This is a genomic window from Streptomyces sp. NPDC026301 (assembly GCF_055567935.1).
In genome coordinates, this window is the sequence record NZ_JBVHPN010000001.1 from 343,513 (window position 1) to 355,587 (window position 12,075).

10 protein-coding genes are annotated in these 12,075 nt (G+C 74.5%); all 10 read left to right on the plus strand.

Features of this window, described 5'->3' with window-relative positions; all coding sequences use genetic code 11:
• The first annotated feature begins 56 nt into the window (after positions 1-56).
• The 10 genes from ACZ4MH_RS01555 to ACZ4MH_RS01600 all read left to right on the plus strand — a co-directional run bounded on the left by ACZ4MH_RS01555 (position 57) and on the right by ACZ4MH_RS01600 (position 12,074).
• Entirely contained in the window at positions 57-1,043 is a 987-nt protein-coding gene (locus ACZ4MH_RS01555; RefSeq protein ID WP_351587170.1) for a glycosyltransferase family 2 protein, read from the plus strand.
• Positions 1,040-2,434 (plus strand): NAD(P)/FAD-dependent oxidoreductase, encoded by a 1,395-nt coding sequence (locus ACZ4MH_RS01560; protein ID WP_351587172.1) that lies wholly within the window; start codon positions 1,040-1,042, stop codon positions 2,432-2,434. Before ACZ4MH_RS01555 ends, ACZ4MH_RS01560 begins: the two co-directional genes overlap by 4 nt.
• Positions 2,431-3,852, plus strand: coding sequence for an aspartate aminotransferase family protein (locus tag ACZ4MH_RS01565; protein ID WP_351587174.1), 1,422 nt, complete (start codon positions 2,431-2,433; stop codon positions 3,850-3,852). Before ACZ4MH_RS01560 ends, ACZ4MH_RS01565 begins: the two co-directional genes overlap by 4 nt.
• Positions 3,849-4,298 carry a hypothetical protein gene (locus ACZ4MH_RS01570; protein ID WP_351587176.1) on the plus strand — a complete coding sequence of 150 codons (450 nt, stop codon included), beginning with the start codon at positions 3,849-3,851 and terminating at the stop codon, positions 4,296-4,298. The genes ACZ4MH_RS01565 and ACZ4MH_RS01570 overlap by 4 nt, the downstream gene beginning before the upstream one ends.
• Positions 4,295-5,791, plus strand: a complete 1,497-nt coding sequence (locus tag ACZ4MH_RS01575) for a GMC family oxidoreductase N-terminal domain-containing protein (protein WP_351587178.1) — start codon at positions 4,295-4,297, stop codon at positions 5,789-5,791. The genes ACZ4MH_RS01570 and ACZ4MH_RS01575 overlap by 4 nt, the downstream gene beginning before the upstream one ends.
• Entirely contained in the window at positions 5,788-7,383 is a 1,596-nt protein-coding gene (locus ACZ4MH_RS01580) for a GMC family oxidoreductase (RefSeq protein ID WP_351587180.1), read from the plus strand. The genes ACZ4MH_RS01575 and ACZ4MH_RS01580 overlap by 4 nt, the downstream gene beginning before the upstream one ends.
• A gap of 13 nt (positions 7,384-7,396) precedes the next feature.
• Positions 7,397-8,428, plus strand: a complete 1,032-nt coding sequence (locus ACZ4MH_RS01585; RefSeq protein ID WP_351587182.1) for an iron-containing redox enzyme family protein — start codon at positions 7,397-7,399, stop codon at positions 8,426-8,428.
• A 63-nt stretch (positions 8,429-8,491) separates the two neighbouring features.
• Positions 8,492-9,529, plus strand: a complete 1,038-nt coding sequence (locus tag ACZ4MH_RS01590) for an ROK family protein (protein ID WP_351587184.1) — start codon at positions 8,492-8,494, stop codon at positions 9,527-9,529.
• A 42-nt stretch (positions 9,530-9,571) separates the two neighbouring features.
• A complete protein-coding gene (locus ACZ4MH_RS01595; RefSeq protein ID WP_351587186.1) occupies positions 9,572-11,008 on the plus strand; it encodes a purine-cytosine permease family protein in 1,437 nt (478 codons plus the stop codon).
• A gap of 52 nt (positions 11,009-11,060) precedes the next feature.
• Positions 11,061-12,074, plus strand: a complete 1,014-nt coding sequence (locus ACZ4MH_RS01600; protein ID WP_351587188.1) for a LacI family DNA-binding transcriptional regulator — start codon at positions 11,061-11,063, stop codon at positions 12,072-12,074.
• The last annotated feature ends 1 nt before the right edge of the window (position 12,075 follow it).

A 12,075-nucleotide genomic window follows, 5' to 3' on the forward strand; every position in this document is an offset into this window, starting at 1 on the left:
ACGGGCCGCAGCCGCCCTCGAACCGGCCGGGGCCCCGCCCGACGTGAGGAGACGACATGCCCTCGATCCCGCTGATCAGCGTGGTGGTGCCGTGCTACGACGAGGAGGCGGTGCTGGAGCGGACGCACCGGCGGCTCACCGCCGTGCTGCGCCGCCTCCCGGACTGCGCGCACGAGGTGGTCTACGTCGACGACGGCAGCCGGGACGGCACCTGGCGCACGCTGGCCTCCCTCACCGGCGGCGACCCGGCGGTCCGGCTCGTCCGGCTGACCCGGAATTTCGGCCACCAGCAGGCGATACTGGCCGGGCTGCGGGCCGCTGCCGGGGACGCGGTGGTCACCATGGACGCCGACCTCCAGGACCCGCCCGAGCTGATCCCGGAGCTGGTCGAACGGTGGCGGGCGGGCTGGTCGGTGGTGTCGGCACGGCGCACCTCGCGGGCCGGGGAGAGCCGCTTCAAGGTGATCACCGCGCATGTCTACTACCGGCTGCTGGCCGCGCTCGCCGACCAGCCGGTGGCCCTGGACACCGGCGACTTCCGGCTGCTGGACCGGGCCGTGGTCCACCTGCTCACCGGACTCCCCGAAGGGGAGCCGTACTTGCGCGGCTCGGTGTGCTGGGCGGGGTTCCCGGAGACGAGCGTGGCGTACGACCGGCTGCCGCGCCCGGCGGGACGCTCGAAGTACTCGCTGCGGAAGATGGCCGACCTCTCGCGGCGCGGCCTGGTGTCCTGCTCCCCCGCGCCCGCCCGGGTACCGGCCGTCATCGGCCTCACCTGGCTGGGCGGCGCGGCCATGACCGCGGCAGTGCGCCGTCACCGACTGCCGCTGGCCGCCTGGACGTTCGGCTGCGAGGCGGTACTCCTGGGGCTGCTCGGCGAGTATCTGCGGCTGGTCCACCGCGAGCTGCGCGGCCGGCCGCCGTACGTGCTGCTGGAGCGGCACCCGCCGCAGCCCGCCGGCCAGGCGGCCGGCGGCGTACCGGACGGCACCGTGCGACCGCTGGCCGTGGCCCGCAGCGCACAGGACCGGGCGGCGCAATGAGCACGGCACCCGGCGGCGACTGGGACGTCATCGTCGTGGGCGCCGGCTTCACCGGGCTCGGGGCGGCGCACGAGCTGGGCCGGGCGGGGCTGCGCTGCCTGGTCCTGGAGGCCGGGGACCGGGTGGGCGGCCTCGCGGGCACCTTCCCGGTCGGCGGGCGGCAGCTGGAGCGCTTCTACCACCACTGGTTCGCCTCCGACACGGACATCTTCCGGCTCTGCGCGGAGCTGGGCTGCGGCCACCTCGTCGAGCGGCACCAGGGCCGCACCGGCTTCTACCACGCGGGCGGCATCCACCGGCTGTCCACGCCGCTGGACGTGCTGCGCTTCGCGCCGCTGCCGCCCGCCGACCGGCTCCGGCTCGGCCGGTCGGTGCTGCGGGCCGGGCGGGTGCGGCACTGGCGGGAGCTGGAGGCGCTGACGGCCGAGGAGTGGCTGGTGCGGCTGGCGGGCCGCCGGGTGTACGACCGGGTCTGGCGGCCGCTCCTGGAGGGCAAGTTCGGGGAGTACGCGCCCCAGGTCGGCGCGACCTGGATGTGGACCAAGTTGCATCTGCGCGGCGGCAGCCGCAGCCGCGCGGGCCACGAGGTGCTGTACTACCTGCGCGGCGGCTGCGGCGCGCTGCTGGCCGCCTGGCTGCCGGAGCTGACCCGGCTCGGCGTGCGCGTCCGTACCTCCTGCCCGGTCACGGACGTCCTGGCCGACGCGCGGGGCGTCATCGGCGTACAGGCGGGCGGTGTCCGGTACGCCGCCCGGCGGGTGCTGGTGACGACCGCGCCAGGGCCCGCCGCCGCCCTGCTCGCCGGCCAGGAGCGCGCCCACCCCGCCGTCCCCGGCCTCCGACGACAGCTCACCGCGATCCCGTACCTGGCCAACATCTGCCTGGTACTGGAGAACGACCGCCCGCTGTCGGACACCTACTGGCTCAACGTCACCGACCCCGGTTTCCCCTACGTCGGCGTCATCGAGCACACCAACCTGGACCCCGCGTGGCACTACGGGGGACGGCACGTGGTCTACCTCTCGAAGTATCTGCCGGCCGGCACCGGGCTGTACCGGATGCCGGACGACCAGGTCTACCGCTACAGCCTGCTCCACCTGCGCCGGATGTTCCCCGCGTTCCGGGAGGAGTGGGTGCGCGGGTGGCACGTGTGGCGCGCGGAACACGCCCAGCCGGTGATCACCCGGTACTACTCGCGGACCGTCCCCGCCACCGAGAGCCCCCTGCCGGGCCTCTATCTGGCCGGCATGGCCCAGGTCTTCCCCGAGGACCGGGGCACCAACTACGCCCTCCGGGGCGGGCAGCGGGCCGGCCGGCTGATCGCCGACCGCATCCGGGCCGGGGCCCGGCCCGCGCACCCCGCCCCGCTCACCACGGGAGCGGCAGAATGACCGACCTCTTCACCGCCGAGGACTGCCTGCACATGACGCCGCGTCAGGTGCACGGCTTGTACCGCCGTTACGTCAGCCGCAGCCAGGTGTCACTGATCGGCTCCTTCGGCTTCGGGCACGACCTGGCCGAACGCGCCGAGGGCTGCTGGATCACCCTGCGCGACGGGCGGCGCATCCTGGACTTCACCGGCGGCATCGGCGTGCTGAACCACGGGCACAACCACCCGCGCATCCTCGCCGCGCGCCGCCGCTTCGCCGAACGCCAGGCGATGGAGGTGCACAAGAACTTCCTCTCCCCCTACGTCGCCGCGCTCGGCCACAACCTCGCGCAACTGCTCCCCGGCGACCTGAACATCAGCTACTTCCCGAACTCCGGCGCCGAGGCGGTCGAGGGCGCGGTCAAGCTGGCGTACAAGTACCACCGCGGCCGCCGCGGCACGGTGCTGCACTCCGACATCGCCTTCCACGGCAAGCTGCTCGGCGCGGGCAGCCTCACCGCGTCACCGGAGGTGGACTTCCCGTTCCCCGGGCTGCCGGGCACCGACGCGTTCGCCTACGACGACCTGCACTCCTTCGTCCTCGCGCTGGAGCGGCACACCGCCGGCGACGGCGGCAGCGACGTGTACGCGGTGGTGCTGGAGCCGTTCAGCGCCTCGGCGCTGCGCGAGTGCTCCGAGGATTTCCTGCGCGGGGTGCGGCGGCTGTGCACCGAGCGGGACATCGTGCTCGTCTTCGACGAGGTGTACACCGGCTGGGGCCGGACGGGGACGCTGTTCCACTTCATGCGGTACCCGGGGCTGGTCCCGGACGTGCTCACCACCTCCAAGTCCTTCGGCGGCGGCAAGGCGTCGATCTCCGGCTACATCGCCCGCGAGGCGCTGTTCCGGGCCGCGTACGACAACCTCGCCGACGCGACGCTGCACAGCACCACGTACTACGGCTTCGGGGAGGAGACCGTCACGGCGCTGGAGGCGGTGGCCATCGCGGTCGAGGACGACTATCCGGGTCGGGCCGTGCGGATCGGCGAGCAGCTCGCCGCCGGCCTGGCCCGGATCGCCGCCCGGCACCCGGGGCCGGTCGCGGGCACGGCCGGGCGGGGCGCGCTGCACGGCGTGTTCCTGCGGGCCGGTCATCCGGCGCTGGACCGCGTGCTGCGGCTGCTGCCCGGCTCCTTCGCGCGGGACCCGCGGCTGCGGCTCAAGCTGATCACCGCTGCCGTGATCGCCGCGCTGTACCGGGACCACGACGTGCTGGCGTTCTACGGCTCCAACCACGGCCTGCCGCTGATCGTCGCGCCGCCGCTGGTGGCCGGGGACAAGGAGGTCGAGGTGTTCCTGGAAGCGCTGGACGCCGTGCTGGACCAGGGCACGCCCCGGCTGCTGGCGGCGTTCGCCAAGGACAAGGCGGTCCGGCGATGAGGGCCCCGGGCACTGTGGAGCGGGCGCTGTCGGCGAGCGGGCTGCCCGCGGTGTGGGCCGCGCGTCATCCGGTACTGCGGGAGGCCGAGGCGCTGGAGCGCGCCGCCGCCCATGTCACCGGCAGCCTGCGGGTCCAGCCCCGCGCCTACCGGATCGCGGCCGGGCTCGCCCTGCGCCTTCTGCCGCTCGCGTTCCTGCTGGTCACCGGCCGGTGGGTGACCATGGCCGGGCCGGATGCGCTGGTGTGCGGGAGCGAGCGGCTGGCGCGGTTGCCGGGGTGCGCGCTGCTGCTGCGGTCGGTCGAGACGCTGGCGCTGTACGGCGGGCTGGACGGCCGGCCGGACCGGCTCGTGGCGGGCGCGGCACCGCCGTCGCCCGTGCCTCCGTCCGTGCCACCCTCCGTACCGCCCGTACCGCCCTCCGTGCCGACGGGAGCGCCGTCATGAGCGGCCGCCGCACGCCGCCACGTGCCGTCGACTGCGAAGCGCTGGTGATCGGCTCCGGAGCGGGCGGGGCCGTCGCGGCCCTGGAGCTGGCCAGGGCGGGCCGCCACCCCCGCGTACTGGAAGAGGGCCCGCGGGTGTCCCCCGCCGAACTCGCCGCCGCCGCACCGGCCGACAGCCTGCGCCGCCTGTACCGCAACGCGGGGCTCACCCCGGTCTTCGGCAGCCCCGTCATCCCGTACGGCGAGGGCCGCTGCGTGGGCGGCACCACCGTGGTCAACGGCGGCCTGCTGTGGGAGCCGCCGGCCGGACTGCTGGACCGCTGGGCGGACGGCCTCGGCACCGACGGCTACCGCCTGCGCCACCTGGCCGGGCACCTGAACGAGATCTCCCGGCGGCTGGCGGTGGACGTCCAGCGGCACGGCGCGGGCAACGAGGACTCCCGGCTGCTGGCCGCCGCGGCCGACGCGCTGGGCTGGGGCTGGACGCTCGCCCGGCGCGCCGCACCGGGCTGCGCGCACCGCAACCGCTGCCCCACCGGCTGCCCGTCGGGCGCCAAGCAGACGATGGCGACGACGTACCTCCCGGAGGCCGAGCGGTACGGCGCGCGGATCGAACCGGGCGTACGGGCCGTACGGCTGGACCACGACGGCGGTACGGTGCGCGCTGTACGGGCCGTGGGGCCCGACGGTGAGCCGGTGCGGTATCGCCCACGTACGGTCTTCCTCGCCGCCGGGGCCGTCGGCAGCGCCGTGCTCCTCCAGCGCAGCGGCATCCACCGCAGGACAGCCGGGCGCGCCATGGCCTTCCACGTCAATCTGCGGCTTCCGGTGCGCTTCGGCTCCGCGGTGCACGCCGGGCGGGGCACCATCTTCACCGCCCAGCTGAGCGAGTTCGGCGGGCTGGGCATCCATGTCATGGCCGCCAACCTCACGCCCGGGTCGCTGGCGGCGGCGCTCGCGCGCCAGGGCCCCGGGGTGGTCGACGCGGCGCTGTCCGACCTGCCGCGGATGGCGGTCTTCACCGTGCAGGTCCGGATGACGGGGCGGATACGCGTCGGCCGGTTCCCCGGCGCGGGCACGGTGCTGCGCCACCGCCTCACCCCGTACGACGTGGACCTGCTGCGGTTCGCGCTGGTGCGCGCCGCGCGGCTGCTGTTCCGGGCCGGTGCCGTCGAGCTGTACCCGCCGGCGCCGGGGGTGCTGGGCTCGCCGCGCGCCGCCGAGGAGTTCGCCCGCTGGTCCGACCCGCGCAGTTGGGACCTGGTCTCCGTGCACGCCATGGCGTCCTGCCCGATGGGGCCGCCCGGGCGGGGCGGGGTGTGCGACACGGACGGCCGCCCGTACGGCTTCCGCAATCTGTACGTCTGCGACGCGGCGGTGCTGCCGGGCCCGACCGGCATCAGCCCACAGGGAACGATCATGGCGTTCGCGCACGAGATCGCCACCCGGCACCTCACGGCCCCGGCAGCGGGCCCGCTAAGGAGGCACCGATGACGACCGGCCACCACCCGGACCTGCCCGGGCTGTTGCGGCCCTCCGGCCCCGAGGTGGACTGCGACATCGCGGTCATCGGGGCCGGTATGGGCGGCGCCACCCTGGCGTACGCGCTGCGCGACTCCGGCGCCCGGGTCCTCGTCGTCGAGCGCGGCGACTTCCTTCCCCGGGAAGCGGCGAACTGGTCGCCGCACGCGGTCTTCAGCCAGCGGCGGTACCGCAACGCCGAGCACTGGTACGACGCCGGTACCGGGCGGCGCTTCCAACCGGGCGTGCACTACTACGTCGGCGGCAACACCAAGGTCTTCGGAGCGACCCTGCCGCGGTTCCGGGAGGCGGACTTCGGCCCGGTGCGGCACCCCGAGGGCGTCTCGCGGGCCTGGCCGTTCTCCTACGCGGAGCTGGAGCCGTACTACGCCGAGGCCGAGCGGATCTACCGAGTGCACGGCACCGCCGGGCAGGACCCCACCGAGCCCTGGCGCTCTGCCGGCTTCCCGTACCCGGCCGTGCCGCACGAACCGGCGGTCGCCACGCTGGCCGACGCGCTGCGGGCGCAGGGCCTGGCCCCCTTCGACCTGCCCACCGGGATCGACCTGCGCCCGGGCGGGGCCTGCGTGCGCTGCGCCACCTGCGACGGCTTCCCGTGCCTGCTGGACGCCAAGAGCGACGCCGACGTGTGCGCGCTGCGGCCCGCGCTGGCCTCGGGGAACGTGTCCCTGCTGACCCGCACCACCGTGACCGGGCTGCGGACCGATCCGCCGGGGCGGCGGGTGACCCTCGCCGCTGCCCGGCACGACGGTACGGAGCTGCGCATCCGCGCCGACCGGTACGTACTGGCCTGCGGCGCGGTCAACACCGCCGCGCTGCTGCTGCATTCCCGCACCGGGCGGCCCGAGGGCCTGGCGAACTCCTCCGGGCAGGTCGGCCGGAACTACATGGTGCACAACAGCACCTTCCTCGTCGCCGTCGATCCCCGCCGCCCGAGCGGGACGGTCTTCCAGAAGACCCTGGGCCTGAACGACTGGTACCTGGCCAACGGCGCGCACGGCCCGCTGGGCAACGTCCAGACCCTCGGCAAGCTCGGGCCGGTCACCGCCCGTGGCCTCCGCCCCCATCTCCCCACCGCGGTACTGGACTTCCTCACCCGGCACAGCGTCGACCTCTACCTCACCAGTGAGGATCTGCCGGCCCCGGACAACCGCGTCACGGTCGGCCCGAGCGGCGCGATCCGGGTGGGGTGGCGGCCGGTCAACCTCGCGCCGCACCGCGAACTGGTGCGCAGGACCGCCCGGATGATGCGCCGGGCCGGCTATCCGCTGGTGTCGGCGCGGCGCATGGGCATCGACGTCACCTCGCACCAGTGCGGTACGGCGGTCGCCGGCACCGACCCGGCCACCAGCGTCGTCGACCCCGGATGCAAGGCACACGACCTGGCCAACCTGTGGATCGCCGACAGTTCGTGGTTCCCGTCGTCGGCGGCCGTCAACCCCGGCCTGACCATCGCCGCCAACGCGCTCCGCGTCGCGGACGGGCTGCTCCCCCGCACGCCGCCCGGTGCCGGGAGCGCGCGGACGGCCCGCCCGGCTCCGTGAAGGGAGAATCCTGATGACCGCCCCACCGCTGCAGGACCTGTACTGGCCGCCCGTACGGCCCTTCGGAGGGCTTGCCCCCGAGCTGGCCCGGTTCCTGAGTGCGCCGGCCGACGCCCAGACGGAGCTGCTGGCCCGGCTCCGCCACGACCCGGAGGCGCACGGCAGGTTCCTGCACGAACACCTGGCCACGCTCTGCTCCCGGTCCCTGGGCTACCGCGACGGACCGGCCACCCTCACCCGCGACGACGACCTGGAGATCGCCCTGTTCGCCGCGCGGACCCGGCTGGAACGCGAACTCTTCGACGTCTGGGCCACGCCCGCGCCGGTCCCCGAACCGGACGGGCAGGAGGCGGCGGCCGACCACCTGGACGCGCTGGCCGCCGACAACACCGGCGTCGGCCACCCGCTCTTCCGCTACCTGGCGCGGGACGCGACCCGCGACCGGATCGAGTACTTCGTGCGCTGCGAGCTGATCCGCAACGAGGTCGTGGACGACGAGGTCGCGCTCCTCGTGGTCGGGCTCCAGGGCAAGCAGAAGGCGGTCGCGGCGGCCAACCTCTGGGACGAGTGCGGCCGCGGCCGGCTGGAGAACTTCCACACCTACTGGCTGCGCCGCCAGCTCGGCTCGGCCGCCGGCTGGGAGGAGCTGGCCCGCTACCGCAGCGCCCATCCCTGGTACGCCAAGATCACCTCCAATCTCTTCACGGCGCTGCTCACCCGCCCGTCCCGCACCCAGGCCGCCTACGGCTGCTTCTTCGTCTTCGAGAGCTGGGTCGAGCCGCACTTCCGGCTGCTCCTGGAGGGCATGGACCGGGTGGGCCTGCACGACGAGGACACCCGCCTCTACTTCACCGCGCACACCCGGATCGATCCCCGGCACAGCCAGGAGCTCTCCGACGGGCTGCGCGCCCAGCGCCCCCGCCTGTCCCCCGCCGAGCTCTGCCAGGTACTGCGCGGCGCCCATCTGGCGGTCGACGCGGGGACCCGCCAGTACGACCGCCTGCTCCGGCACCTCGAAGGGTGGCGGGGCCCGGAGACCGGGTAAGGGATCGGGAGGCACACACATCCCGCTAAGTTGTGACGTACTGTCACTTGATCAGGAGGCGTCGTGAGCCGTACCGCAGAGGGCGCACCGGCGAGGGACGGTGCGTGGGTGCTCGGCCTGGACATCGGCGGCACGGTCATCAAGTCCGCGCTGATCGCCCCGGACGGCACTGCCGTCGCCGAGCGCCGCTCCCCCACCCGCCCCGAGGACGGTCCGGACGCCGTGCTGACGGCCGTACTGGACCACGCCGAGCGGGCCGTGGCCGAGGCCCGCGCCCACGACGTCACGGTGCGGGCGGCGGGCATCGCCTCCTGTGGGCTGGTGGACGAGGCCGCCGGCACGGTCGTGTTCTCCTCTGTCGTCAAGTGGCGGGACGTCCCGCTGCGGCGGCTGGCGGCCGAGCGGCTCGGCCTGCCGGTCGTTCTCGGCCACGACGTGCGCTCCGGCGGCGTCGCCGAGGCCCGGCTCGGCGCGGGCCGCGGCCACCCCGTCGTCCTCTTCGTCCCCGTCGGCACCGGCGTCGGCGGCGCGCTGCTGCTGGACGGCCGGCCGTTCCCCGGCAGCCACTGGCGCTCGGCGGAGATCGGCCATGTGGTGCTGCGGCCCGAGGGCGAGCCGTGCGGCTGCGGGCAGCGGGGCTGCCTGGACACGATCGCGGGCGGCGCCGCGGTCGCCCGGCGGTACACGGCGGCGTGCGGTGCGACGACGGGCGGCGCGACCATGGGCGGCGCGGGGCCCATGGTGGACGCGGCCGAGGTGGCCCGGCGGGCGGCGGCGGGCGATCCGGCCGCCGGCCGGGTGTGGGACGAGGCGGCCGACGCGATGGCGCAGGCGCTGCTGACCGCGGTGACGCTCTTCGACCCCGACGTGCTTGTCCTGGGCGGCGGCCTCAGCCAGGCGGGCGACCAGCTCCTCGTCCCGCTGCGGCGGCACTTGGAGCGCCGGGTCGCCTTCCAGGTGCTGCCCGACCTCGTCCGCGCGTCCCTCGGCGAACGCGCGGGCCGCGTCGGTGCCGGCCTGCTGGCGTGGGACCTGCTGCACGCCGGACGAGCCGGCGCGGTCGGCACCACGGCCTCCGCCTCCGCGGCCTCCCTTCCCTGAGCCGGGCCCCGCGGGCTCGGCGCCCTCTTCGAGAGGTCCACGATGCGCCCACGTCCCCCCACGCCCGCCCGGTTCGTCGAGGGCCGCACCATCGACGCCGTACCGGCGGATGAGCGGCACGGCCGGCCGCGCGACCTGTTCGCCCTCTGGTTCGCCGCGAACATCAGCCCCCTCACCCTCGTCTCCGGCACCCTCGCGCCGGTCGTCTACGGCCTCGGCCTGTGGCCCGGCATCGCCGCGGTCCTCCTGGGCAACCTCGCCGGCGGGTTCCTCATGGCCCTGCACGCGGCCCAGGGGCCGAAACTGGGCGTGCCCCAACTGATCCAGAGCCGCGGCCAGTTCGGCAGCCACGGCGCGCTGCTCGTCACCGTGCTGGTCGTGTTCATGTACGCGGGCTGGTTCGCCTCCAACCTCGTCATCGCCGGGCAGGCGCTCCACCAGGTCGTGCCCGCGCTGTCCGTCCCGGCCTGGCTGGTGGTCTGCGCTCTCGCGGGTCTGGTCGTCGCCACGGTCGGCTACGACCTCATCCACCGGGTCGGCCGCTGGGCGACGCTCCTCGCCCTGGCCCTGCTCGCGCTCTGCGCCGTACGCGTCCTGGCCACTCCCGACGTACTCCAACGGGCGGCGGGCAACGAGGACTTCACCCTCGCCGGCTTCGTCGGCATGGCCGCGACCGGCGTCCTGCTGCAGATCGCCTACGCACCGTACGTCTCGGACTACACCCGCTACATGCCCGCCGACGCCGCCGGGCGCCGCTCCACGCTGTGGTTCACCTACTGGGGCTGCGTGCTGGGCAGCGCGCTGCCGATGCTGCTCGGCGTGGTCATGGGCCTGGCCGTGTCCGACGACGCGATCGGCGGGCTCGCCGCGGTCCTCGGCACCACCCTGTCCGCCGTCGTGCTCTTCGGCTTCGCCGTCGTCGTCGTGCACATCAACTCGATGAACCTCTACGGCACAGCACTGTGTCTGGTCACCGCGGGCCAGACGTTCCGGCACCGCTGGCTGCCCGGCCGCGCCGCCCGCACCGCGCTGATCGCCGCGCCGCTGGCCGCGAGCCTGACCATGGCGCTGGCCTTCCAGAACTCCTTCCTGGCCGCCTACACCGACTTCCTCTCCGTCCTCCAGTACGTCCTGATCCCGTGGACCGCCATCAACCTCGTCGACTTCTATCTGATCCGGCGCGGCACGTACGACGTGGCGTCCTTCTTCGCTCCCGCGGGCGGGATCTACGGCCGCTTCCGCACCCCCGCGCTGCTGCTCTACGCCGCGAGCTTCGCGCTCCAGATCCCCTTCATGCACACCTCGGCCTACACCGGCCCCGTCGCCCGTGCCCTGGGCGGTACGGACCTGGCCTGGGCCGTCGGCCTGACCGCGGCGGCCACCGCGTACGGGGCGGTGGCGCGGTTACGTGGTGTGCATTCCATTGACACTCCCCAAGGCCCTCCCTACTGTTCCGGCGAATCGCTTCGACGGCCGTAGTCGAAACGGTTCGACGCCCCGGTCCGGGGGACGCGGTTTCGAGGAGAGTGCAATGGTCAAGATCACTGATGTGGCGCAGCGCGCCGGCGTCTCGCCGAGCACGGTGTCGTACGTCCTCAGTGGCAAGCGCTCCATCTCCGCCGCGACCCGGCAGCGCGTCGAGGCGAGCATCCGCGAGCTCGGCTACCGCCCGCACGCCGGGGCGCGGGCCCTGGCGAGCAGCCGGTCCAATGTGGTGGCGCTCGTGATGCCGCTGCGCACCGGCATCCACGTGCCCGTACAGATGCAGTTCGCGGCGTCCGTGGTCACCACCGCCCGCACGCACGACCACGACGTGCTGCTGCTGACCCAGGAGGAGGGCGAGGACGGGCTGCGGCGGGTGGCGGACAGCGCGCTGGTGGACGCGCTCGTGGTGATGGACGTACAGCTGCACGACGCCCGCATCCCGCTGCTGCGCTCCCTCGGCCTGCCCTCCGTGCTCATCGGTTTCCCCGCCGAAGCCGCGGGACTGACCTGCATCGACCTCGACTTCACGGCGACCGGCGCGGAGTGCGTCGGCCACCTGGCACGGCTCGGGCACCGCTGTGTGGCGCTGCTGGGGTCGCCGCCGGAGGTGTACGCGCGCGACACCGGCTTCGCCCGGCGGACGGCGGCGGGCTTCACGGCCGCGGCCCACCGGTACGGCATGACCTCGACCGTGCTCCCGTGCGCACCCGGCGCGCAGGCCGCACGGGAGACGGTCGACCGGCTGCTGCGCGAGCATCCGGACCTGACGGGCGTCGTCATTCACAACGAGCCCGCCGTCGGCCCGCTGCTGGAGGCGTTCCAACGGGCCGGGCTGCGCATCCCGGAGGACCTGTCCGTCGTCGCGTTGTGTCCGGACGAGCTGGCCGAGGGGGCCACCGTGCCCCTCACCTCCGTCGCCCTCCCCGCCGCCGAGGTGGGCGAGCGGTCGGTGGAGCTGCTGATGGCGAAGCTGGCCGGCCGCGAGGTCCCCGAGGCCACGCTGCTGCCCCCGCAGCTGACCGAGCGGGCCAGTACGGCAGCGCGCGCACACCTGAACTGAC